The following is a 26,185-nucleotide window of genomic DNA, read 5'->3' as shown; positions in this document are numbered from 1 at the left end:
AAAACGCGACAAAACTCTAAAAACTTCGAATTTCTACGGTATTACTATTGAAGTTAAATTTGTTGATTTTTCCGCATTCAGCAAAATGATTACTCGATGCATAAGGTGTGTTAGCTTGGTTTATGTCACCTTCCCAACCTTGACCATTTTTAACATAGGCTTTTACTTCAAACTTGTTATTAACCGCTTTACTACAATCCATATCAACATCTAACATCCAGTAATGTTGACCCCAAATATTTAACGGCTCTTCACCATAACCATCATTAGCAACGGTACGCTTTGTTCCCCAACCTGCAGGCCAAGCATTGGTGGTCCAATCAAGCGGAGTTCCTTCAGCGGTGCTACTTTGAGCGGCCTCACTGCCATACCAATCTAAGTAGCTTTCGTTGGTTTTCCATGGTGTTGTCGTTGCACTTTTTAAATTGTTATGGCGAATAGTCATTGCACACTCAAAATTAGTGGTTTGACAATTTCTACCAAGATTATTATTGGCGTAGTTATGATCAATGCCGCCGCGAATAAACATATCTTGACCACTTTGCGTTTGTGCTTGAATAAATATCACCGTACGTTTCAATGTTGCTGGGCCTGTTACTTCACCATTAATTTTTGCGCCTTGATGAATGGCAAATGCATCCCAAACACCCACATTGGCATTAATACTTCCACCGTTGTTTACTGTAATCGTTTCACCGCTACACGATTTAGCATCAGCAGATAATTGCCCTTTTAAAACGTTACAATAAGTACCTGCACTCATTTGTGTACTTAGCGTAGACGTTAAATTAACATCTTCTTTATTAATTGCGACAAAACCCGAACCATCTCGACCAAAAGCAATTTGGTTATTGCCATTATCCCACCAGTTTGTGGTGCTCCAATTATCTGCAGTATTATTTCTAAAGTCGACACCACCAGCAATATATGACCATCGATGCTCACACTTCCAACTACTGCCAAAGCATTCTAGATCACCATTGTTATGGACCGGAACACTTGGAGCACCCGCATCAGTATCACCCTGGAAATCATAGCTCGACATAACTTTTGGGTAACCATACGGATAAGCCAACATAAATACATTCGCTAAGTCGTATAAACGGCCATCTTCAAAAGTAATCACATTACCACCGCCACCATGACCACGTTGATTATCATGGTTATCGACAAAAACCACCGCGGAACTACTCGGTAAAAATCCCCAAGCTTCACCAAAACTACTCAGTGATGCTAGGCTGCCATTTTTGAAGGTGTTACCTAGCTGTGTGGTATATTTAAATTCAGTTACTAAACCTGTGCTTTGGTATTCACTGGAGGTGATGGGTTCACCGCCTTGATCAATCACTTCCTGAAACACCAAAGGTGAGCCATTAACTTTCGACAATACTCCTTGAATATCGCCTAATGACATGTGCTTAGAGGCGTCAAATCGAAAACCTGTAACACCAATATCTTGCAAGTCGTTTAAATAACCTGCGAGCGTTTCTTGTACATAAGCGGCACCAGTATTGAGGTCAGCTAAGCCCACTAGCTCACAGTTTTGTACTTGCCAACGATTGTTATAATCGGTAATGGCACAAGTATCATGAAAGTCTTGTGGCCCATAATTAGGGAAGCTTTTGTTACCATAATTACTCCCTGCAGTACCTGTACCACTGCCAGATGCCATATGATTTAAAACTGCATCAACATATATTTCTACGCCAACGGCCTTACAACGATTCACCATATCGACAAACTGGGCACGGTTACCGCTTCGACTCTCTATTTTATAGCTTACCGGTTGATATCGAGTCCACCAATGTCCCCCTTGAATATGCTCATTAGGTGGTGACACCTGAACTGCGACATAACCTTTAGGGCCTAAATAATCTTCACATTCTTGGGCAACATCTTGCCAGCTCCATTCAAAGAGATGAACAAAAGTAGTCGGTTGAGCAGCAGCTTGAACCTGACAAACAATGCCTAATGCCAGACCTGTTGTTAATAACGATTTTATTACTTTAGTTTTCATTTTTATTGTTATTCCTAATGTAAAATTAATGTTTATATTTGCTCATTAAATAGCCAAGACAGGTTGCGTTAAATTTAAACAAAGCGCTATATCAAAGAAGATGAATACGTATTCAACCATTTTTTGTAGGTGTTTTACCGAACAAGAAACTATATTGAAATTATGATGACCTAGATGAATATGAAACGTGTTAACAACGTCGGTAACGGGATCACTGACATTATGATAAAGAGATCTTGCTCTCTGGTAACAAGACCTTGCGATAATTAATGCTTTTGCCACAGAAATATGTGGCAAGCTTAGCTATTTATTAATAAAGTTAGCGATCAGCTGAAAAGTTTGCTGACACTCTTCTGCAACCAATGCATCAAGTAACATATAGGCATGCGTTAACCCATCAAACTGATGATGATGCACCGCTACCCCAACCGCTTTTAGCGCTTTAGCATAAGCTAAACCTTCATCTCTTAACGGGTCGCATCCGGCGGTAATAACTAAGGTTTCGGGTAAAGTCTTGCTTATTTCACCATACAAAGGTGATGCAGCTTTACTGTTATCACTCGCTTTAAAATACTGATTAAAGTACCAAGTTATTTTATCTTGCTCAAGTAAAAAACCTGAACCATTCTCGGTAAAAGAAGGCTGCTGGCCGGTGTAATCAACACTTGGGTAAATTAAAATCTGCTTATCGATTCTTAAGCGTTTATCTTGCTGGCTTTGCATAGCAAGCGTAGTACAAATAGCGCCGCCAGCACTATCACCGATAATATAAAGTGCATTAGAAAAGTTGAGCCCAGCTAAACAGGCTTGGTAATTAATTAACACCTCTCGACAATCATCGATACCTGCTGGATAAGGATGCTCTGGTGCTAAACGGTATTCGACACTGATAACAATACAATGACTTTGTGCGGCAATTTTACGACAAATGGGATCGTATAATTCAACACTGCCACACATATGACCACCGCCATGATAATGAATAACTACGGGTAATGCTTTCTCTGGCGCTGGGCTATAAACTCGCACGGCAATAGCGCGTTCTTCTGCTTGCACTGCACGGTCTTGCACAAAACTGAGTGCTGGCCCCTCGCCTATCAAAGGCGCCAATTTATCTAAATTTGAGCGAACCAGTGCAGGAGAAAATTGCACACCTTGTTTTTTTGACTCGGCTAAAGCTTCATTTGCCTGCGCTAAAAAGGGCGCTAATTTTTCTGAAATTACACCTCGCATAATTCATCTTCCTTGTTTTTTTGTTGACCCGTTTCAGTTAAGAAAAAACTACCTATAAAGAAAGTACCACTGACCAAGGTGGTTAGAGCAAATGCCCATGTATAGTCACCTTGGTGAATATCAACTAACTTGCCAAACAGCCATAAAACCAAGGTACCCACCATATAACTTATCGAATAGAACAAACTAAAAACAACGGTTATTTTTTGGCTGGTCATTTTTGACAACTCATGAGGTATTGCCACTAATGCCGTTATTGGAAAGAATATAGAAAAACCTAACACCATAGCACTAAGTGTTTGTACTACTTCTGACGGGCTAAAAGATAAGGTAAACACAGTGATCACAATCAGTAAACCTGACCAACGGATCACAGGCACCCGTAAAGGGAATTTTTTACTGTAAATAATACCGGCTAACGTTCCTATAATTCCAAAACCTATCAATAACGCACTTTGACTGATACCCGCTTTAGGATAGAAAGTGAACAAACATAAATAAAAGGCAAGAATACCTGAATAGGTTAACGCATAGACCCAAGAAAATTTATCTTTTAAGCCATCTGTGTACGAATAATGCGTGTTAATTTCGCTAGTATCTTTGGCTTGGTTATGAGGTTTTGCCTCGTCAACAAATAACCAAGCAATACTTAATGCCAAACTTGCTAATGAAAAAATAATCAAGGTATTTTGCCAGCTACCGGTTAACGAATTAAAGTTACTCATTTGCCATAAAATAATGCCTGTGCCTAAATTAAAAGCAACGGCATTGATCCCGTTTATCGTGGCACGCTCTTCTGGAGGGAACCAAGACATAACGATGGGGTTAAAATATACAATCATAAACGCCCCGCCCAATCCCATTAAAAATCGGCTCACTAATAGCAATTCATAATTGGGCGCAAAAGGTGTTAATAGCCCCACTGAAATTAAAATACCTGATGCAAAAAAAGCATACTTACCCCCTAGTTTTAGGGCTAACCAAGCAGCGGCAAAGGTCCCAACAATTTTAGCTAAGGTAACCGCACCACTAATAAAGCTAGCTGAAGCTAAACTATTAATATTCATTGCCGCCATGATTTGATTCATGCTTGCGGTGCCGCCAACCCATGCCATTGCAAATAAGGTGTAACTAATAAAAACAATGGCTTCTACTAAATACTTGTTACTTATCTTAAGAGTTCTCATATAGATTAATTTCTAATATAGTAATGTCAAAATTCAGCTTAACTAAATAAATTATCTATTGATGTACTACCTTCGTGCACTGTGCTGAAATTTAAGCCATGTTATGATGTCTGCCGCCATTTTATTTGCAGACGTAAAGTTGATATGGGATCGGTACTTAGTAAAGTGTTGCTATTTATAAGGTGTTTTCAGTGTTAATTTGGCTTTCTCTTAATACCTGGTTGGTGTCTTTTCTTGCCATAGGTTATTTATTACTGTTGTTTGTTGTTGCCTATTGGGGACAAAAGCAAACCACTAAGCAGTGGCATTCTCGCCCTTGGGTTTACAGTTTAGCTTTAGGGGTAAGCTGCACCTCTTGGGCTTTTTATGGCACGGTTGGGCAAGCAGCAACAACCGGCGCTTGGCTTGCTCCCATCTATATTGGCTCAATTTTATGCTTTGTTTTGGCTTGGCCGATGTTGCTGCGAATATTACGTATTACCAAGCAACAAAACCTAACCTCTATTGCTGATTTTATTGCTTGTCGCTATGACAGATCGCCAAAAATAGCAGCGACAGTAACCTTAGTCGCCCTTCTGGGCACCATTCCCTATATCGCACTGCAATTAAGAGCTATCAGCAAAAGTTTTGATTTACTCACCGGCACTTACCGCTCAGGAATAAGCACGACCTTTGTTGTGACCTTAGTATTAATTATTTTCAGTATATTATTTGGTGCCCGCCAAGTGGCCGCCAATAAACAAAATCAAGGCTTAGTTCTAGCCATAGCTTTTAGTTCGTTAGTTAAATTATTTGCCTTAACCGCGATAGGCATTTTTGCGACATTCTTTGTTTTTGATGGTATTGGCGATTTAATCAGCCAAGCCGAAACGTCAACTAATTATCAACCGGTAAAAAATACTTATTTTGCAGTATCACAAGCGATACTTGGCGTAATTACTATTTTTATTTTGCCACAGCAATATCACATGTTGATGATAGAGAATCATCAGCAAAAAGAATTGAAAATGGCACGTTGGCTCTACCCCGTTTATTTAATTGCCATTAATTTATTTATCTTACCTATTGCCTTAGCTGGCCAAAGTTTATTTCCGGGTGGTGGTGTTGATGCCGATACGTATGTTATTACTATCCCACTCTTTTTTCAGCAAGCATGGCTTGGTGGCCTCGCTTTTATTGGTGGTTTAGCCGCAGCAACCAGCATGGTCATAGTCGCCACAATAGTACTCAGCACTATGGTAACAACAGAAATCGTTAACCCCTTGCTACTGCACTACAACAGTTATATTAATACCCAGAAAAAACAACTGTCAGGGCTGTTATTAAATATTCGCCGCATAGCAATTGCTTTACTGCTGCTATTGGCTTTTGGCTTTGAGCGGATCGTTAATCAACAAAATCACCTTGCCACCATTGGCCTATTATCATTCGTACTTCTATCACAATTAGCCCCTTTAGTTGTTGGCGCATTATATTGGCGAAGAGCAACCAGTAACGCCGCTTTTATTGGCTTAATTGTCGGCAGTCTTTGCTGGTTTTATACCTTATTGCTACCCAGTTTATTGCCGAACGCTCCGTGGATAACTACAGGATTATTTGGTATAAGCAGCTTACGGCCTTATGCACTTTTTGGTGTCGACTTTCTCGATAATATTAGTCACGGTTTATTATTTAGTTTATTAGCCAATACTTGCTGTTTTATTGGTTTTTCATTATTTGGTCAGCGCAGTGTTGGCGAAAGATTACAAGCAGAGCTCTTTATCAGTAAAAAGCAGGGGGCGATTCAACAAAACTTATCAAGTAAAGACCTTTATCACTTATTGCAACGCTTCGTTAATGATACAAGCGCCGATGATTTTCATCATAATCATGCAAAACAACTTAGTAATACCGCCGCGAGTCAAAAGCTGGTCGAGTATACCCGCTTGCAGTTATCAAGCGTATTAGGCTCAGCCTCAACGCGCATGGTAATGAAAGCCGCAAGTAAACAACAAGCCTTACCTTTGGAATATGTCGTTAATATTGTTGATGAAGCCAGCAAGTTGTTTCAATTTAATCGCGAATTATTACAAGCCGGTGTAGAAAATATAGAACAAGGTATAAGTGTTGTTGACGCCGACATGCGCTTAGTTGCTTGGAATAAACGCTATATAGAATTACTAGATTACCCAAGCAGTTTAGTTTGTGTCGGTAAACCAATCTCCGAGCTTATTCAATACAATGCCGATCGCGGAGTCATTATTGCTGATAAAGGTAACTCTACAAAAAATAGTGCCGAGCATACCGATGATTTTATAACACGCAGAATTGACTATATGCGTAAAGGGAACAGTCATTATTTTCAGCGAGAAATGCCAAGCGGTATTGTCTTAGAAATTAGAGGCCAAGCGATGCCTGGCGGTGGTTTTGTTAGTACTTTCTCAGATATAACCGCACATATAGAAGCTGAAAAAGCTTTACAAAGGGCGAACGAGACCCTTGAACAAAGAGTGATTGAACGAACCCGTGAACTAAACCATGCAAAGGCAGAAGCCGAAACAGCTAATAAAAGTAAAACTAAGTTTTTAGCGGCTGCCAGCCATGATTTAATGCAACCTTTCAATGCTTTATCTTTATTTACCAGTATGCTTAATAAAAAAGTAACCGGTACTCATTTAGAAGAATTAGCCAGCAACATTCGTCATTCACTAAATGCTGCAGAAAGTTTACTCTCAGATCTCGTTGAAATATCTCGCTTAGATGGTAAGTCGCAACACATTGCGATCACCTCTTTTTATGTTGACGAATTATTAGCCCCCTTGAGTAAAGAGTTTTTCTTACTGACAGAGCAAGCTAATCTAACGTTTAGCTATGTAAAATCTAACTGTATTATTGAAACCGACCAAAGATTGTTACGCCGTGTGGTGCAAAACTTTCTCTCCAATGCTATTAACTATTGCCCACAAACCGACCGCCAAGGCAAAGTATTACTTGGCGTTAGGCGACAACAAGACAAGATCGTTATTGAAGTTTGGGATAATGGACCGGGTATTGCGAAAAACAAACAGCAAACTATCTTCAAAGAGTTTGAGCGCTTAAATGAAACTCAAGACCAACCGGGTTTGGGGCTAGGTTTAGCCATATCAGATCGTATAGCTAAACTTTTAGGGTTAACCATTTCAGTAAAATCTACGGTTGGTAGAGGTTCATGCTTTAGCATTACTCTACCTCGTAGTAAGTTATTACCGGTCAGAGCCTCGGTTGTTAATACTCAAAATAGCATTAGCGCCTCTGCTGAATTTAATCAGTTACCTATTTTACTTATTGATAATGAGCCCTTAATGCTAAAAGCGATGCAATCGCAACTCGCTGAATGGGGGTGTAATGTTATTGCCGTGAGAAATGAAAAACACTTAGCAGAAGTACTAGTTGATAAAGAGTTCAAACCCAAATTAATTATTTCAGACTACCACTTAGATGATGACAAAAATGGCGTTGATTTAGTGCAAAAAACGCTTACTAACCATAAGTGGCAAGCTCCTTGTATTATCTGCTCTGCCGACCCCTCTGAACAAGTGCGAGAACATACCAGCGGTGCCGATTTCTCGTTTATGCGTAAACCAATTAAAGCGTTAGCGTTAAAAAAATTGATGCGACAGTTATTATCGCTTTAGTCATACTAGCAGTGACAGCAAAGTTAGTGGCGCTGCTATTATTTTAAATATATTCCAAAGTCTTTAACAATAATAAAACTACGAATAAAACGTCAAGTATTCCTATCTTTACTGGCTTTAAAATATCTTTGAAAAAAACCTCAAAAATCTGATAAAAGTGTCCGCCACAACAGACACTTTAATTAAGCGAGAATTATTTAATTTATTTCGCATTATGCTTCTACTACTAAAGAGTCACTTCTTTTGCTACCAATATTCGTTAATGTTGTTGAGTTCAAATTTTAAACAGTTTGGATACAAAAATGGAGAGGCCCCCTCAGAACAAGTCAAAAATAAATGACAATAAATAATAGGCTTTTTATGAAACAGGTCCTAATTACACTTTTTTACATACATTTTAACAACCGTGACGTCCCTCACTCGAACTTATCTAACCGCTTTATGACTAGTGTTTTAGTTGGTAATACGACCGATAGTTCGCCGTAAAGGTCAACATTGGCGGCTAATAAAATACCTAGATACAACACTTGCAGTTACTTCCTAATGTTTACTTTATCTTTTGATAAAACTAACCAATAGACCAAGTAGAAAATATTGAAATAACACTCAAATAATAATAAAACAAAAAGAGATTCATTATGAAAATAAATATCCAATTAAAAGCAATATTAACCGTTACTAGCTTGTTACTCGCCAGTGCAACCGTGCAAGCCAGTTGTCTCGATAACGTGGTACTGGTGCATGGCAATACTGGCACGCCGTCAGATTGGGATAATACCTACGACGCTTTACTCGCGAAAGGCTACAGCAGCAGTCAAATATACCGCCCAGCATGGGGTGGTAGTAATGCCGCTTATAATAATCACAGCGGCTCAGAAGAAACACCTGTTCGAAATGCTATCAATTCAGCGCTTAGTGCGTCATGCACAGGAAAAATTGATGTAATTGGCCACTCTATGGGGGTTACTTTAGCAGCACAACAAATTATTAAACTCAATAAAAGTAGCCAAGTGGATGCCTTTGTCGGCGTTGCAGGTGCTTATCGCGGTTTATGGACTTGTGGCGCATATCCATGGAATGTTTGGATCCCTACCTGTGCCAGTAATGGCTTATCGGTATCAAGTCCATTTCTTGATTGGCTAGGTAATAAAGTCATTGCTAATCGTGTTTATTCTATTAAAAGTTGGGATGATCAAATAGTTTGCGGTAGCGGAACATGTACGGTAAGCGGAGTTCATTCGAGTCAAATACCTAATGAACTAGCCAGCTATACTTATTCACTTGACCATTTTGGTTTACAAACCAATACAGCCAGTAAACAAGTAAGCTTAGTGACAGCACAATAACTCCTTATGAGTTATACAAACCAATACGGCCAGTAAACAAGTAAGCTTAGTGACAGCACAATAACTCCGTATGGGTTATACAAACCAATACGACCAGTAAACAAGTAAGCTTAGTGACAGCACAATAACTCCGTATGAGTTATACAAACCAATACGGCCAGTAAACAAGTAAGCTTAGTGACAGCACAATAACTCCGTATGAGTTATACAAACCAATACGGCCAGTAAACAAGTAAGCTTAGTGACAGCACAATAACTCCGTATAGGTTATACAAACCAATACGGCCAGTAAACAAGTAAGCTTAGTGACAGCACAATAACTCCGTATGGGTTATACAAACCAATACGGCCAGTAAACAAGTAAGCTTAGTAACAGCACAATAACTCCGTATGGGTTATACAGAAAAGGATGGCTAAACAGCCATCCTTTTTTATCTTTCTTTTTTATCTTTATAGTTTTGTTTAGGTGCCTTTACAGACCATTGCGCCCTGCTCGCCCGATAACATAGCTAAGCACGATAAACTACTGACATAATGTCTTCGAGCGGTTCTAACAACATTGACAATAATCACTTAGCTTGATTAATTTTCACTCTTTTCTAGTCAAAAATATATGACTAAAACTGCATTTCAGGAACATCATCAGGAATGACTAATTCACCTGCGGTTAGTTTAACAATCTCTGCAACACTTACCCCTGGGGCACGTTCGAGTAGATGAAAACGACCGCCTTTAATCTCAATAAAAGCCAAATCGGTTAACACTTTTTTTATACAGCCTTTACCGGTTAACGGCAGTGTACAATTTGCCAGTAATTTAGAATCACCATGTTTTGACGCATGGGTCATGGTTACTATGATATTGTCTGCGCCAGCAACCAAGTCCATTGCACCGCCCATACCTTTAATTAGCTTACCGGGAATCATATACGAAGCAATATTACCGTTAACATCGACTTCAAAAGCGCCCAGCACCGTTAAATCAACATGACCGCCACGGATCATGGCAAACGACTGTGCAGAATCAAATATTGATGCACCGGTCGCCATAGTCACAGTTTGTTTACCGGCATTAATTAAGTCGGCATCGACTTCAGCTTCACTGGGAAATTGTCCCATACCTAATAAGCCATTTTCAGATTGCAACATTACTTCTATCCCCTCAGGAACATAGTTAGCTACTAAGGTAGGAATACCAATACCAAGATTAACATAGAAGCCATCTTGTAATTCTTGCGCGACACGCTGAGCGATTTGATTTCGATCTAAAGCCATGATTATTCTCCTGTTGTCGTGCGAATAGTGCGTTGTTCAATACGTTTTTCAAAAGTGTCTTGTATAACACGGTTAACATAAATGCCCGGTGTATGAATTTCATCTGGGTCTAGTTCACCTGGCTCCACAATTTCTTCAACTTCTACCACAGTAATTTTTCCTGCGGTCGCGGCTAATGGATTAAAGTTACGTGCTGTTTTTCTGTAAACTAAATTACCAAACTTATCAGCCTTCCAGGCTTTAATAATGGCAAAATCACCGGTAATAGCTTCTTCAAGAATATAATCTCGTCCATTAAATTGGCGTTGATCTTTACCTGCTGCCACTAAAGTGCCAACACCGGTTGCGGTATAAAAAGCGGGGATACCAGCACCACCTGCGCGCATTTTTTCGGCTAAAGTACCTTGTGGTGTTAATTCCACATCTAATTCTCCCGACATCATTTGTCGTTCAAATTCAGCATTCTCTCCAACATAAGAAGCAATAATTTTTTTAATTTGCCGCTTAGGTAGCAACAGCCCTAAACCAAAATCATCAACACCACAGTTATTAGAAACTAGCGTTAGCCCTTTAATGCCTTGACGCTCGATTTCTTTGATTAAATTCTCAGGAATACCACATAAACCAAAGCCGCCAGCGACCACCGTCATATTGTCGGTTAACCCTGCCATTGCTTCTTCATAGGTATTCACTACTTTATTAAATCCTGCCATTATTTTTATCCAGTTATTAAGGAAGTTGACTTAACACCAGCATTATACAATTGCATAAATATGTAAAATTAATTAATATTAACTATTGATAAATAAAACTTATAACTGGATATTTTAGGATAATTGCATGAATATTACTCTCAAGCAACTACGCACTTTTATCACTATTGCCCAATCTAAAAGCTTTGCCGAAGCCAGTGAAATTTTACATTTATCACAGCCAGCATTAAGTATTAGTATCAAAAATTTAGAAGAGACCGTTGGCGGTAAGTTACTGGCGCGTTCAACAAGAACCTTATCATTAACGCCTGAAGGGCAAATTTTCTTACCAACAGCAAAACGTTTGTTAGCAGACTTTGATGATGCTTTTATTGAGCTTGCTGAGCTGTTTTCTCTCAAACGTGGAAATTTATCTTTAGCCGCAATGCCATCATTTGCGAGTACCCACTTGCCGCAACATTTACTGGCTTTTACAACCCAATATCAAGAAATTAAAGTAAGAGTGCATGATGTTATCGCCGAAGAAGCTGTTGCTATGGTGCAAAATGCTAAGGTAGAGTTTGCGATTACCTTTGATCCTGGTGAATTTGATGATTTACATTTTGAAACACTGTTTAGTGATGAATTACTGGCGGTATTCCCAGATAACCATGAACTAGAACAAGCTGAAGAGTTAACCTGGCAGCAACTCAGCCATTATCCTTTTATTGCCTTGCAACGACCTTCGAGTATTCGCTTACTTATGGAGGAGACATTAGCCGAACAGGCTTTATTTTTAAAGGTAAAGTATGAAAGTAATCAGTTGGCTACTGTCGTTCAAATGGTCGCTAATAAATTAGGCGTTAGTGCAATACCGTCTTTGTACAAACAACAAATACAAGCACTTAACATTCAGCATCGCCCATTAGCTTCTCCAACCATTAGTCGTCGTGTAGGAATTGTTACTCGAAAACGTTATCCGTTATCTCAGTCAGCACAGTTTTTTGTTAAATTATTACGTCAGCACTATCACTGATCACGCAAAGCCTTGATAAATTATCAAAGAATAAAACAGAATTAACCGCTGTATTATTACACATTATAGACTTTCATTTTCTTGTGGCGCTAACATCAATTGCTGATAAGCTAAACCCGCTTGAGTGCGGTTATAAACGCCCAGTTGCAGCAAGATTGCTGAAACATGCTTCTTTACCGTATTTTCTTTAATATCTAAAATACCGGCAATTTGCTTGTTTAATTGCCCATCGGCAACATAAGATAAGACCTTGTATTGCTGCGGAGTTAATTTTGCTAATTGCTGAGCCAATAACTTATTTGCAGTAACTTGTTCACTGTCTAATGAAATATCAAAGTTATCAGGTAACCAAGTTCCGCCAGCGAGTACACAATTTATCGCTTGTGCTATGACCGATAAATCAACAGACTTGGGAATAAAGGCCGCCGCACCAAAATTAATCGCTTTTTGCATAATATTAGGTGTTTCATCAGAAGACACCATAATAACAATAAGGTCTGGGTGATTGTTTTGTAGCTGAGTAAGTCCCGTAAAACCATTATTACCTGGCATATGTAAATCAAGAAAAATTATTTCTAAGCCTGGTGATTGTTCTATTTGCTGCAATAAATCACTAAAACTAGACGCTTCAATAATGCTACAGGCAGGCATACATTCGACCACAGCTTGTTTTAACGCCGTACGAAACAACGGATGATCATCAGCAATTACTACTTGCGCTGTACTCATGCTTTATCCTCTATCGGTATATCACAATGTCATTTAATTAATAACAGTTTAAGGGATGTTTTTCTACTACGCACACTTTTAATTTTCAGCTAAAGTAGTGACTTAACCAAAATTATATCAACAAAAAAGAGCGAGTAATAACTCGCCCTTTTACAGTTAAAATAACAAACTACACCTAGAAACTATAACCAACACTAAAGGCAACAGTTGATGGATCACCATAATAACCAATTAACGTAGTATCGCCACCTAAACCGGGTGCGTAGCTACCATCATTATTTTGCTCACCCAGAAAAGCATAATTACCCACTAAATACTCTTCATCGGTGATGTTTTTCCAATGTAACGAAGCGGTCCAATCACCATCATTGCTATACCAATTAACGCCAACGTTTAATAAACCGTAACCGTCTTGTGTTAATAAGTTATCTGTTGGTGTTAAGTCATAGTCGCTGCGATAATAGTAATTACCATTAACAACAAAATCACCCATAGTACTTTCGATATTGTAAGCAAAGCCTATATTAGCAGTAGTGTCTGGCGTATTGGTAATAGTGAAAGTATCACTAATATCAATAGACTTACCTTCACCATCAAAAGAATTTACTTTTTTAAACGATGCATCAATTAGACCTAAGGTTGCAAATAAATTTAAGTTGTCGGTAACAGAATATTGAACTTCTAGTTCTAAACCGGAAGCCGTTGATTGCCCAATGTTACCTAAACGTTGACTTAATTCACTACCATCACCACCTTCTACCGGTAATACCGTTACAAATTGACGGTCGGTATGGTCAAGGTAAAATACTGTCGCATTAATTCTTAAATTGTCATTCCATTCACTTTTTACACCCATTTCATATGAATCAACCACTTCTGGGTCTACTGCTGGCTCAGGGCCACTGGCTCTAGGGTTAAACGTTCCTGATTTAAAGCCTTGTGAATAGCTAGCAAAAAACATCATGTCTGTGGTGTATTGATATTCAACACCAACTCGAGGCGTAAAGCGAGACCAGCTTTCGCTGTCATTCAGCACTTCAGGGAAAGTAATATCACTTCGAACATAACCTGGTACCCAATCACTTTCTGGATAAATAGTTTCATATGCTAAGCCATTATTAACGTTTGCCACTTTTTCTTCATCGGTATAACGAGCACCTAAGGTCATAGAAAGCTTATCGGTAATATTGTACGAGCCTTGTGCATAAACCGCATAACTTTCGCTATTATTACAACCAGCAACTTCACGAGTGAGCCCTGGTAAGCTAAGCGATTGGCCTAAATGCTCTAAAATCGCATCAAAGGTCCCACAAGACTCACCGTCAAAGTAATAAAGACCAGAAACAAAAGTTAGGTTGTCTGAGTCATAATTTACTTGAAACTCTTGCGTAAATTGTTCGTCATCATAAATAGCGGGTACATCAAAAATGCGCTCTGGTGTATTATCAAAATCAATATTGGTCTTAGAATAATTTTCTCGACTCGCTGTAATTGACTTAATTGACCAGGTATCATTAACATAATATTCTGCGGTTAGACTATAGCCTTCTGACTCAACACTGTTCCAGGTAGGCATACTGGTATAGGAATCGTAGACGCTGTCTGGTACAGGTGCGTCAGTAACAATGCTTGGTAAAAGTCTGTAACCTCCCTTCGCATTTGAGTCATCAATTGTTTTATCGTAATTAAAACGAAAGAAAAGATCATCTGTCGGTGTGAATTCAACGGTAAGACGACCGGCAAAAACATCTTTATTGTAGTTCTCTAAATCTTGATCAGGTAATTCAGACTGTAAAAATTCACCGTAGCCGTCACGAGTTAAATTGGCTAAAGCAAAACCCACATAAAGTTTATCTTCGATAACAGGAATTTTTCCTGCTAGTTTATAATCTTGGCGGCCATAATTACCAAAGGTTGCTTTGAGGTCGACTTCAACGTCACCTGACATTTTTTTAGTGACGTACTTAATAGCACCGCCTATAGTATTTTTACCATATAAGCTTCCTTGTGGGCCACGTAATACTTCAATACGTTCTACATCAAGAATATCAAGAACCGCGCCTTGTGGACGAGCAATATATACATCGTCAACATAAATACCTACGCCAGGTTCATAACCCCATAATGGATCGTCTTGACCCACACCGCGAATGAATGCGGTTAAGGTTGAGTTAGTGCCACGGCTGCTTTGCAACGTTGTATTTGGCGAAAATTGTTGAACTTCTGTCATGGCACTAATACCATTTTGTGCGAGTTGTTCTGCTCCTACCGATGTAACAGCTACAGGTACATTTTGTAAACTTTCAACTTTTTTACGCGCAGTAACCTCAATACGTTCAAGACCTGAGTCTTTTGCTGCAGCCGATGTGTCTTCTGCTGCTGCAAAAGTTATATTACTGGTTAATGCTGCGGCAATAGCCAAAGCGAGGTAACTTCTATTTTTGTTGTACTGTTTCATGGAGGAAGCCTTATTATAATTTTTATGTTTTATAGTTTATGTTTTATATTTTGTATTTTGTATTTTGTTGTCTTACTTGTTCTTTTGAACCCCAATTTTAGTCACGTTGTTATTACAACTATTTACACTCTACTTGATAATTTAACAAAAATAATTAGCACTATAGTACCACAACCAAGTTGTTGTTTATTAAGGGTTATATTAAAGGCGCGTTGTTTTTTGTTGAAGCCAAGTGCCAAAAGTCAACAATGTGTTTAGCGGTACTAACAGGAGATTCAAGTAAGTAGTTGGCTGTTTCTCCACCATTAACTTCTTTCGGATTAACCATAATGCCATGACCTACATTAGCGATAGTCATTAACTCTACCTGAACTTTTTCTTGCTTATCTCCCCAGGATTTACGGGTGTAACCTGCTTTAGTTTTTACTTGGGGTATTAACGTTATTCCTGATAACGTAGCCCAATGATCAGCTAAGGTAATCGCATTCAACGGATTAACAATCGCATCATTATCTCCTGTCCATATAGATAATTTTGGCCATACCTTTTGATTCGGATTTAATTTTTGAACTAATAATGTAAGTTCATCTGCCGTTTGTGATGGGCCGTTTTTCATACAAGAAATAGCGGTAATTAAACCATCGGCACAAGGAAATGGAATGCCTGCAACGATTGCTCCTGCAGTAAACAGTTCAGGATAATTAACTAACAAACTGCTTGCCATAGCGCCACCAGCAGATAAGCCTAAAATATAGATATTTTGCCCAACCAGCTGTTTTTTTAAGGCCAATATCATATTTTTTATTGATAAATTTTCACCGGTTGCTTTAGCGTAATCACTAGCAGAATACCAATTAAAACAACCCTTAATATTATTTTCTAGGCTTTGCTGAGGGATTAACAAGGCAAAATTATGCTGTTGTGCTAAACCAAGCAAACCACTTTGTCTCGCTAATTCTTTGCCCTCTTGCGCGCAGCCATGAAGTAATACAACGATATTAGGTTTAGCGATTACCGGTGAAAAATAACTTGCCGTTAGGTTGCCTGGATTATCACTGAAATCTTTTAACTCAGTTAATTGAGCATAAGAATTTTGACTAAACAAGCTAAATACTAGCGTCAGTGATATCGATAATGAAGTTAAAAATTTGAGAGTAGACATAATATTAACCAAAATAAATAGTGGGTTAGATAATGAATGAAAGTACCTTAAACAAGCAATAGCACTTTAGTGCACAGCCGACTAAAGGTCTGTGGCAGAGGTATATCAGTATCATAAAGACACTTACGAATGCGTAAACTAACACCCATGACGATAAGCAAATAAATGAGAAAATAAATGAGAAAATAAATGAGGAAATAATAACTTGAATTCAATAGAATATTGAATAGATAGATAAATAAAAATAGCTAACTAGTGATGCTAAAAATCGACAAGTAATAGTGTTATTGTGAAGAGCATTTTCAATACGATAAAAAGCCAATATTTAAATATCGGCGCTATAAAAGCTATGACTATGGTGGATTATCAGCAGCTATATAAAATAGGCTTATGCAAATAGTGTGGTATCAATTAGTAATAGCAATCTATTGCTCATCTATCACTACTTCTTCAAAAAACGTGTCGATACAATCGTTGAAACTGATTTGATAGTCCAATACGAAATTGAAAAATCAGGTAAAACAACCAATGTAGACATACCGGCTACCCTATTAATTATCGAGATTTTTGTCTTTAGGGTTTAAAAAAAGGGGCGTTAGGTAAAGTTTCTGTATATTTAGCTTCTTTCACTAAAGCCTCTAAATCTTTAATAATCAATTGATTACGTTTTTTGTCAAGCGTACCTTCTTTTTTCCAGTGTTGTAACTGCTTATTAATCACTTGCCTAACTGAGCCAGTCATCCGCGCTAAGGTTTCATCGTTTAAACCGTTAACTAAATGATGTTGATGCTCTGCTTCTATTGTGCCGTTATAAAACTTAATTTTATTAATATGTTCTAAAATAATACGGCTTAAACGCGTGGTAACATCGTGTAAAACTAGGCTACTGGCTTGTTGTTCTTTTTCACGCATTTTTTTCGCTAAGTAAGGCATAAATTGCTGGTTAAACTCTGGATACGTCCACAACCAATGCCGCATGGTGGAAAGTTTCACTGACAATAACTTTACCGTTGTTAAAGGTGAAACAATAACCTCATGTGGTTGATCGTCTAACAGCACCATTAAGTCAAAACAGTCGCCCGCATAAAGCATATCTAAAGTGGCTTCTCTGCCCGTTTCTGGATTACTTTGTTTAATTTCTAAACTACCGCTAATCACCACAAAAAATCGCTGAGTAAGTAAGGCCGGATTAAAGTAATCGCCTTTGTACCATTCATCAAGCTGAAACTCTTGTTGAAAATCTTCAATTAACTTCGCCGGTAAATCTGCAAAAATATTAGCTTGCTTTACTAAAACTGGGCTGGCTTTTTGAGGTAGATGAGTAGCGTCTTTATTCATAAGAGTAGTATTTAAGCCATAGCGGGCAAGAATAGTTTTATTCTACTCTTTGTATCTATAGAGCAAAAGACAATGTTGCTTTTTAAATTTACAGACTATTTCTCACATTAATCTGCTGACTTTTAACTTATAAAGCCGAGATAATATAAAAATTATAAAATGATCGATACTGTCATATTTGTGACAGAAGCATTTTATGACCTTAGGTATTATAGCGCCACTAACCAAACGCCTAACGTTAAAACATCACGTTAGTTTGTTTATACGGTCAAACTGCTTGCTGGATAATGACCATAAAGCATTAGACCTTTTTTAATAAATAATAGGTAATTATTATGTCTAAGATTATTGGTATAGATTTAGGTACAACAAATTCATGTGTAGCAGTTATGGAAGGTGGCGTTGCTAAAATTATTGAAAATGCTGAGGGTAGCCGCACCACTCCGTCAATTGTTGCTTATGCAAACGAGGAAACATTAGCGGGCCAACCGGCAAAAAGACAAGCCGTTACCAACTCTAAAAATACATTATTTGCGATTAAACGTTTAATCGGTCGTAAATTTGATGATAAAGAAGTACAAAAAGATATTAAGTTAGCCCCTTATAAAATTGTCAAAGCAGACAATGGTGATGCTTGGGTTGAAGTTAATGGTAAAAAATTATCACCACAAGAAGTATCAGCGCAAATTTTACGTAAATTGAAAAAAGATGCTGAAGCCTATTTAGGTGAAACGGTTACCGAAGCGGTTATTACTGTCCCCGCTTATTTTAATGATTCACAACGCCAAGCAACCAAAGATGCCGGTAAAATTGCTGGACTTAATGTCAAGCGTATTATTAATGAGCCAACAGCGGCGGCATTAGCCTACGGCGTTGATAAAAATAACAAAGCTGACCAGAAAGTGGTGGTTTATGATTTAGGTGGCGGTACCTTCGATATTTCAATTATTGAAATTTCTAATGTAGACGGCGAAAAACAATTCGAAGTATTAGCAACCAATGGTGATACCTTTTTAGGTGGCGAAGACTTTGATTTACGCCTAATTAACTACCTTGCTGATGAATTTAAAAAAGAAAGTGGTATTGATATTCACCAAGACCCATTAGCGTTACAGCGTATTAAAGAAGCGGCTGAAAAAGCAAAAATAGAGTTGTCATCAGCATTACAAACTGACGTAAACTTACCGTATGTTACTGCTGATGCTAGTGGTCCTAAACATTTAAACGTACAAATTACCCGAGCAAAATTAGAGTCTTTGGTTGATGACTTAGTGAAAAAGACTATCGCTCCATGTGACCAAGCACTTAAAGATGCTGGCTTAAGTAAAGGTGATATTGATGAAATTATTTTGGTAGGTGGTCAATCACGTATGCCAAAAGTACAAGAAGCAGTTAAAACCTTCTTTGGTAAAGAGCCGCGTAAAGATGTTAACCCCGATGAAGCAGTGGCTATTGGTGCAGCGATTCAAGCAGGTGTGTTATCAGGAACGGTCGGTGATGTGTTATTACTTGATGTAACGCCATTATCACTAGGTATTGAAACTTTAGGCGGTGTAATGACTAAGCTTATCGATAAAAATACTACGATACCAACACGTGCTTCTGAAACATTCTCTACAGCCGAAGATAATCAAGCGGCGGTAACTGTGCATGTATTGCAAGGTCAGCGTGAAATGGCAACAGATAATAAATCGTTAGGTCAATTTAACTTAACAGATATTAACCCCGGCCCTCGTGGCTCGGTGCAAGTTGAAGTCACTTTTGATATTGATGCAGATGGTATTTTAAATGTCTCAGCAAAAGATAAAGCAACCGGTAAAGAGCAAAGTATTAAAATTACGGCATCAAGTGGTTTAACTGAAGATGAAGTTAATCGCATGGTCGACGATGCCCAGAAGCACGCTACTGAAGATAAGCAAAAACGTGAGTTAGTTGAACAACGCAACCAAGCCGATCAATTGATTCATACGGTACAAACGTCAATGACTAGCTTGAATGAAGATCAACAAGCCGAGCTTAAAACATTAATTGAGCAATTAAAAATGGCCGTTAATGGTAATGATAAAGCGGCGATAGAAATGCGACAAAAAGCATTACAAGAAGCGCACAGTAAAATAATGCAAGCTTCACAATCACAAGCAGAGCAGCCTCAAGGTGATGCGGCTAATGATAGTGCTAAAAACGAAGATGTTATTGACGCAGACTTTGAAGAAGTGAGTAATGGTTAATCAATGAGTGGTGGCTGATAAGGTAAGTTAACCGCTTATTTATCATAATACTGTATAAAAACAAAACCCCTAATATTAATTATTAGGGGTTTTTTATTATGATAAAATAAACAGTTAACTATTTTAAGAGGTATAGAGCTTTTCTGTTCTTTCGTCGATACATTCGTATGAACCCATCTCAAATTCTCGACAAACCCAAGGTCTATTTTCGTAAATAGAACACAATAATGTATCTCTGTTTAACGCTGAGCACAGACCATCATCAAGTCGTAACATTGATTCGTGTCCATGGTCATCAATATAGATATGCCGATGAGGCACACCAGTATCTGAAATAATTCTAACTTCTAAACTACAGCAACATGCCTGGCAATTTGCACAGGTGACTTCGGGAACGGGAATATTTTTTACTTCAATGTTCATAATAAATAATAAATAACAATAAACTTAATGGTGAGTAGGATACGCTAAACCGCTCAGCTTCTCGAGCAAATAGAAGCTGATGGGGAAAATAGCAGACATAAAAAGAACTGATTAAAGCACTGCACTGCAAAACAGCCACAATATTTTGTACAACTTGGAGACGCTATTGCCTCTCAATACTAACGTTAGAAATCAAAATGTTTAAAGAAAACATCATAAATGACCTTTTCTACTTCAGTTCCATAACAACGCGTATGCTTAAATTCGCCATCTTCTTCGTAAACACTAGAGTTGTAGATAATATATTTAATTTCATCTTTGCCTTGAACTCTTGCAGGATAATTTTTCAATATATCAAAATCGCTCAAACGTGTCATCATGTCCGCTAAACAGCTTTCATCTATCTGAAACTCTGAGATGTGATGCCCTATATATTCATTTTTTGTATAACCTAACACTTCAAGCTCACACTCATTGGCATAAACAATAATACCTTCTGGCGATACAGCATGAATACCAATCGATGAATTATAGATAAAGTCTTCTGGATTCTCTGTAAACATAAAATCACCTAACGCCTTACTCGCGTCAAAATAGATAGTTAAAAAATAGACGATAGACAACAGTAAACTATTTCTGCCAGCTTAAGTCACTCATAAAAAATAATTGGTCGCTAAACATTAGTCGATAAACGCAGAAACACAACAAGTGCTCATTTTAACTTAGCCGCAAACTAATAAGTTTAAGAGTAGTTCAGTTCAGCTCAAATAAATATCCAGAAAAGTATATATTCAAGAGAACACTAAAATAACAATACTTTGGCTTTCAAAATGCGCAAAAAACGCTTTAATAGCACACTATTTTTAAAAACAATTATAAGGAAACTAATTCTTTCTCTAACCATTGTTTAGCCGTTGGTGTGTCACTAAAAAATTTATTTTTAATGCCAGCCTTCTTATACACAGCCTCAAATTCAAGTTGAGTGGTTAATGCAAATGAACTATGTATCATATTAATGGCAATTGCATTAGCGGTTCCGTGCTTCACTTTATACAAGTGATAATCTAAACCTTCCTGTGTTGCTAATGTTTCTCCTTTAAGTATCACGATGATCCCGTAATTTATATTGATAAAATTTTCTAGGACGACTTGTTGTAGATTAGCGTGCATTTGTTTGAAAAACTCGACATTCCATGGACCCTCTGCATCGATAATAATAATATTATTATCGAGTGTGAATTGGCATTGGCCATGCGAAGCAAATTTTTGAATCAATGAAATCTACCTATGTTATCTAATGTTAATTAATCGAGAAGCTCGTTTTATAATCATTTATCATTAAGCATAATCTATAAAATTAATGTAATAAAGTTAATGTAATAAAATATTGATTAGCTGTTATTACCCCATTGAAATCATCAGCTGTTTTTTTTATAAAAAATTTAGTCTATTCAAATAGCTCAATTTAAAAATTAATACCAATAATAAGTGTTGCTTTACTCTTTTAGCTTTATTGCCTTTAAGTCGAGGGTATTGGTAAATAACCTTGGGTTTTCAATCTTATCTAGCATCGAAAATTCGGGTAAACAATCGTCATCAACGTAGTCAGCAAAATCGCCAGCGGGATCAAAAACTAAAATATCTAATGCTAATCGATCAAGTCCATACAAACCACGGTGGATCATATCCGCCGAAAAAACTAATAAATCACCGGCCGTTAACTTTATTTCTTTACCGGTAGAAAGGTTTTCGCTGCTCACTCTGCCCTTTTCTTCTTGTCGAACATTAAATTCTTCTTCGTTATCCCAGCGTTTATGTGTTCCTGGCACTAATTCCATACCGCGCTCATCAAATAATGGCACACGTAAGTGAACAACTTGTGTCTCTTGAATAGCTTTTTTCTGTTCTTCAACCTCGTGATCATATTGACAATCTCGATGCCAAAAATCTTTTTGTGCTGGATTAACCGGGTTAAAAAACAATTGAGTATTCATAAAGGCTGGTTTTGCCGCTATAACAGACTCGACAACAGCCATTATTTTTTTTGAACTAATAAAATTGAAAAGCTTAACGCGATCGTCAAATGCTAAGTACTGACTGCCGGTGATCAAAGAAGAGTTGAACGCTTCTTCTTGATAAAATTTTGCGTGATCTTTTTTCCAAAGATCGTGAAATTTCAATACCACTTGTCTTAGGGCTGAAATTTCAGTGTCATTAAAATAATTTCTAATAACAAAGTAACCTTGGGCATCATAATGCCCCTGCAACTGACTTTGATTTTCTAACATTAACGGCTTTTACCTTGGCTTGACTGTTTAGGATTATATTTTGACGATTGATTAACGCTCATATCTCATCCACAGTTTGTAATAAACCGCATTACACTTAGCATTATCATCCATAATGCCGTCTCTATCACAATCGGAACCCGTCAAAGATTTAACAACATCAGTGCCATATTCGGCGATATCTTCTGGCTCAGGTTTAACTTCAATGGTGACTTTAGGGGAATGTTCGATGAATTCGCCAACGTCTTTGTATCGTGAGAATTGTTCTTTTGAAATAATATCACCGACATCAACTTTTTTCGCTTCGAAAGCGTAGACATCTGTTGCACTAAACAACAAGAATACAACAATAAAGACAGCTATAAATTTCATCAAATATGCCTAAAAGTTATTAAAATTAACATGCTGATTCACCTGAAAAGGCCACGCTATTATTTCACGCAAGTATTATAAAACACAATGTCACCGTTGTACCTTAGTGAAATTTATTAATCGTTAATAATTTCACTAATAGTTGGTTTAATTGAACATTTATTTTCAAAAAAATAAAAACCAAAAACAATAAACCATTGAATTAAAACAACTTATTCTTGGCGTAAACTTTGCTAAATAGATAACATCTTAATGTCGAAGGGAAATACAATGTTATTGGATATTCAATCACTTAGCCATCAATACCAAAGTGGCAAGCACACACAACTAGCAATCAAATCATTATCACTACAAGTTAGACCAGGGATTTTAGGCTTACTAGGCGCTAATGGCGCAGGAAAATCTAGCTTAATGCGTATTCTTGCTACGATAACAAAACCTAGCCAAGGAAAAATTTTATGGCAAGGACAAAACATTGTTAAATCACCACAATTATTGCGTAACGAACTCGGTTACCTGCCTCAATATTTTGGCGTCTATGACCAATTGTCGGCTATTGAATTTTTACAATACATGGCTGGCTTAAAAGGGTTAAATCAATCTTTAGCGACTCAAAGAATCGAGGATTTACTTGCTAAGCTCAACCTTACCCATGCTGCTCATATGCCATTGAAAGGTTATTCGGGGGGGATGAAACAGCGCATTGGCATTGCACAGGCTTTACTTAATGACCCTAAATTATTGATTATTGATGAACCAACTGTGGGTCTAGATCCACAAGAACGTGCCAATTTTCGCCAGTTATTAACTGAATTAGCCGATGATCGTTGCATTATTTTATCAACTCACATAGTCGCAGATGTTGAATCTATTGCTGACCAAATTGCGATTATGCAAACTGGGCAATTAATTCAATCAGCAACTCCAAAGGCACTACAAGAAAAAGTTGCCGATAAATGCTGGCAACTCACCACTAACTTGAATGAATTAAAACAAATTCAGCACGACTTTATTGTCAGCCACAGTGTGCGAAAAGACAACAAGGTCGAGTTAAATATTGTCGCTGAACACTGCCCTGATGCACGAGCAATACCAAGAGCGCCAACATTAGAAGATACGTATCTCTACTTTACCAGTAATAAGCGTGCTCGAACTGTTCTTGCGAGGGCATGTTAATGAATCAATTATGGCAATGTACGGTCGCTGATTTTAAACAACGAACACGCCAGCAAAGCTTTGTGGTTACTTTACTGGCGATGTCGGTATTAACCTTACTTTTTTTCCCTTCACTCGATGCTCAATATCAAACACTTATTATCAATGGTTATAGAGGTCTTTATAACAGTGCCTGGTTAGGTGTTTGTTTAGCGATGTTAAATGTTTTATTTTTACCTATTATTTGTTTTTATCTCATTAAGAATGGTCTTGAATTAGATCGAAAATCGATGACCTGTGAACTTATTGCTGCCACTCCTATGAGTAAGTTAACTTTTATATTCGCCAAATGGTGCACCAATGTTTTAATTTTGTTTACTATCGTATTGGTTATGCTGATCAGTTGTATTTTACTGCAACTTTATTATGGGGAAAATTATCAGATAGACCTTTGGGCGTTAGCTTGGCCCCAATTAGTCTTTGTTCTACCTGTGTTATTAGTTGTTGCTTCACTGGCGATAATGTTTGAATCAATAAAGTGGCTTAAGGGGGGCTTTGGCAATGTTGTTTATTTTTTCTTGTGGACCGGCTCTATTGTTCAAACCATTGAAAGCGTTTCAGGGGTTGGCGCAATACTTTCTGCTATAGAAACCGAGGTTGCAGAACGTTTTCCGTCACAAGCAGGCTCAACACATATTGGCGTAACGGTTGTTGATGAAGAAAATGCAGTAAACACTTTTCTTTGGCAAGGAATAGAGCCAACAGCACAGTATTTATCGAGTATTCTGCCGTTACTGATCATTTGCTTAAGCTGTTTTATTATTGCAGTAATCTTTTTTGATCGCTTTAGTCGAAACCCCGTACCTGAAACCAAACAAACCTCATGGCTAATAAACACCTTAACCCGTCAAGTGTTCAATCGACTCGATGCACTATTTACCATGCTAACCAAGCACTTTGCTTTTACTCGCTTATTACGTTTAGAACTAAAATTATTATTAAAAAGCCATTCGATTTACTGGCTGTTAGGTCTTTTAACGTTAAATATTATTCAACTATTTATTAGTCAGCAATTACTGGTTAGCATATTTTTACCGCTGTCATGGTTATGGTGTGTTTTAGTGCTTTCACAGCTCGGCCAAGTAGAAAAACAAGCAAATACGGTTGAGTTAATCACCTACAGTAAAAAGTCAGCGCTATTGCAAAGTTTAGCGAGCTACTCTGCTGCATGGATATTATTAGCATTGGCAAGTTTGGGTAGTGTACTTAGATTTGCGGCGATAGCCGAGTGGCTGTTAATCATACAATTAATTATAGCCATTTCATTTACCGTATCCCTAGCTTATTTTTGTGGGGTATTGACCGGCACAAAGCGAATGTTTGAAGTGCTATACCCGGCAATTTGGTATATGGGACCGATTCAAACAGCACTATATCTAGACTTTTTTGGCGTTAATAGCACCATGAGTTGGCAAGCAGGCATGCCTTATTATTATGCTGCTCTCGCAATTGGCTTAATGTTGTTAACAGTACGCGCTAAAAGTAGCCGTTAATTTATTAACGGTTGTTTACACTAAGATATCGATTTAAAAAG

At 37.8% G+C, this 26,185-nt stretch carries 20 protein-coding genes; 6 read left to right on the top strand and 14 right to left on the bottom strand.

Annotated features, from left to right (window positions below):
- Window positions 1–16: 16 nt before the first annotated feature.
- From H4J56_RS03635 to H4J56_RS03625, 3 genes are all read right to left on the bottom strand, one after another.
- Window positions 17–2,017 (bottom strand): alpha-amylase family protein, encoded by a 2,001-nt coding sequence (locus H4J56_RS03635; protein WP_182258895.1) that lies wholly within the window; start codon window positions 2,015–2,017, stop codon window positions 17–19.
- Window positions 2,018–2,320: 303 nt separating this feature from the next.
- Window positions 2,321–3,250, bottom strand: a complete 930-nt coding sequence (locus H4J56_RS03630) for an alpha/beta hydrolase (RefSeq protein WP_182258894.1) — start codon at window positions 3,248–3,250, stop codon at window positions 2,321–2,323.
- Window positions 3,238–4,437 (bottom strand): CynX/NimT family MFS transporter, encoded by a 1,200-nt coding sequence (locus tag H4J56_RS03625; RefSeq protein ID WP_182230147.1) that lies wholly within the window; start codon window positions 4,435–4,437, stop codon window positions 3,238–3,240. Before H4J56_RS03625 ends, H4J56_RS03630 begins: the two co-directional genes overlap by 13 nt.
- A gap of 191 nt (window positions 4,438–4,628) precedes the next feature.
- Between H4J56_RS03625 and H4J56_RS03620 the strand changes: the two genes are divergently transcribed.
- Entirely contained in the window at window positions 4,629–8,090 is a 3,462-nt protein-coding gene (locus H4J56_RS03620) for a PAS domain-containing hybrid sensor histidine kinase/response regulator (RefSeq protein ID WP_182258893.1), read from the top strand.
- A 638-nt stretch (window positions 8,091–8,728) separates the two neighbouring features.
- Window positions 8,729–9,436, top strand: a complete 708-nt coding sequence (locus H4J56_RS03615; RefSeq protein ID WP_182243816.1) for an alpha/beta fold hydrolase — start codon at window positions 8,729–8,731, stop codon at window positions 9,434–9,436.
- A gap of 617 nt (window positions 9,437–10,053) precedes the next feature.
- On the opposite strand, the gene H4J56_RS03610 is transcribed toward H4J56_RS03615, so the two are convergent.
- Both H4J56_RS03610 and H4J56_RS03605 read right to left on the bottom strand, forming a co-directional pair.
- On the bottom strand, window positions 10,054–10,710 hold the full coding sequence (locus tag H4J56_RS03610) for a 3-oxoacid CoA-transferase subunit B (protein ID WP_182258892.1): 657 nt from the start codon (window positions 10,708–10,710) through the stop codon (window positions 10,054–10,056).
- 2 nt (window positions 10,711–10,712) lie between these two features.
- Window positions 10,713–11,423 (bottom strand): CoA transferase subunit A, encoded by a 711-nt coding sequence (locus H4J56_RS03605; protein ID WP_182258891.1) that lies wholly within the window; start codon window positions 11,421–11,423, stop codon window positions 10,713–10,715.
- Window positions 11,424–11,550: 127 nt separating this feature from the next.
- Between H4J56_RS03605 and H4J56_RS03600 the strand changes: the two genes are divergently transcribed.
- On the top strand, window positions 11,551–12,438 hold the full coding sequence (locus H4J56_RS03600; RefSeq protein WP_182258890.1) for a LysR family transcriptional regulator: 888 nt from the start codon (window positions 11,551–11,553) through the stop codon (window positions 12,436–12,438).
- Window positions 12,439–12,501: 63 nt separating this feature from the next.
- Here H4J56_RS03600 and H4J56_RS03595 read toward each other — a convergent pair whose 3' ends face one another.
- From H4J56_RS03595 to H4J56_RS03580, 4 genes are all read right to left on the bottom strand, one after another.
- On the bottom strand, window positions 12,502–13,167 hold the full coding sequence (locus tag H4J56_RS03595; protein ID WP_182217780.1) for a response regulator transcription factor: 666 nt from the start codon (window positions 13,165–13,167) through the stop codon (window positions 12,502–12,504).
- 175 nt (window positions 13,168–13,342) lie between these two features.
- Window positions 13,343–15,625 carry a TonB-dependent receptor gene (locus tag H4J56_RS03590; RefSeq protein ID WP_182230150.1) on the bottom strand — a complete coding sequence of 761 codons (2,283 nt, stop codon included), beginning with the start codon at window positions 15,623–15,625 and terminating at the stop codon, window positions 13,343–13,345.
- 196 nt (window positions 15,626–15,821) lie between these two features.
- A complete protein-coding gene (locus H4J56_RS03585; protein WP_182258889.1) occupies window positions 15,822–16,787 on the bottom strand; it encodes a PHB depolymerase family esterase in 966 nt (321 codons plus the stop codon).
- 573 nt (window positions 16,788–17,360) lie between these two features.
- Entirely contained in the window at window positions 17,361–18,125 is a 765-nt protein-coding gene (locus H4J56_RS03580; RefSeq protein WP_070374211.1) for a Crp/Fnr family transcriptional regulator, read from the bottom strand.
- A gap of 335 nt (window positions 18,126–18,460) precedes the next feature.
- On the opposite strand from H4J56_RS03580, the gene dnaK reads away from it, so the two are divergent.
- On the top strand, window positions 18,461–20,353 hold the full coding sequence (gene dnaK / locus H4J56_RS03575; RefSeq protein WP_182213900.1) for a molecular chaperone DnaK: 1,893 nt from the start codon (window positions 18,461–18,463) through the stop codon (window positions 20,351–20,353).
- Between the two features lie 123 nt (window positions 20,354–20,476).
- Here dnaK and H4J56_RS03570 read toward each other — a convergent pair whose 3' ends face one another.
- From H4J56_RS03570 to H4J56_RS03550, 5 genes are all read right to left on the bottom strand, one after another.
- Window positions 20,477–20,776: a YkgJ family cysteine cluster protein gene (locus H4J56_RS03570; protein ID WP_182176625.1), complete on the bottom strand. Its 300-nt coding sequence runs from the start codon at window positions 20,774–20,776 to the stop codon at window positions 20,477–20,479.
- A 185-nt stretch (window positions 20,777–20,961) separates the two neighbouring features.
- Complete coding sequence (locus tag H4J56_RS03565; RefSeq protein WP_182213902.1) at window positions 20,962–21,339, bottom strand: PAS domain-containing protein; 378 nt, start codon at window positions 21,337–21,339, stop codon at window positions 20,962–20,964.
- Window positions 21,340–21,649: 310 nt separating this feature from the next.
- A complete protein-coding gene (locus tag H4J56_RS03560; protein ID WP_182213903.1) occupies window positions 21,650–22,051 on the bottom strand; it encodes a hypothetical protein in 402 nt (133 codons plus the stop codon).
- Window positions 22,052–22,272: 221 nt separating this feature from the next.
- Window positions 22,273–23,064, bottom strand: coding sequence for a phytanoyl-CoA dioxygenase family protein (locus H4J56_RS03555; RefSeq protein WP_182213905.1), 792 nt, complete (start codon window positions 23,062–23,064; stop codon window positions 22,273–22,275).
- Window positions 23,065–23,115: 51 nt separating this feature from the next.
- Window positions 23,116–23,436 carry a hypothetical protein gene (locus H4J56_RS03550; RefSeq protein WP_182213907.1) on the bottom strand — a complete coding sequence of 107 codons (321 nt, stop codon included), beginning with the start codon at window positions 23,434–23,436 and terminating at the stop codon, window positions 23,116–23,118.
- A gap of 270 nt (window positions 23,437–23,706) precedes the next feature.
- Between H4J56_RS03550 and H4J56_RS03545 the strand changes: the two genes are divergently transcribed.
- Window positions 23,707–24,612, top strand: coding sequence for an ABC transporter ATP-binding protein (locus H4J56_RS03545; RefSeq protein WP_182258888.1), 906 nt, complete (start codon window positions 23,707–23,709; stop codon window positions 24,610–24,612).
- Window positions 24,612–26,144 carry a hypothetical protein gene (locus tag H4J56_RS03540; RefSeq protein ID WP_182213910.1) on the top strand — a complete coding sequence of 511 codons (1,533 nt, stop codon included), beginning with the start codon at window positions 24,612–24,614 and terminating at the stop codon, window positions 26,142–26,144. The genes H4J56_RS03545 and H4J56_RS03540 overlap by 1 nt, the downstream gene beginning before the upstream one ends.
- Window positions 26,145–26,185: the final 41 nt, after the last annotated feature.

It is taken from the genome of Colwellia sp. BRX8-4 (assembly GCF_014077345.1).
Taxonomy (GTDB): domain Bacteria; phylum Pseudomonadota; class Gammaproteobacteria; order Enterobacterales; family Alteromonadaceae; genus Colwellia_A.
The sequence above is the reverse complement of the archived record's forward strand: the minus strand, read 5'-3'. Positions and strand labels throughout refer to the sequence as shown.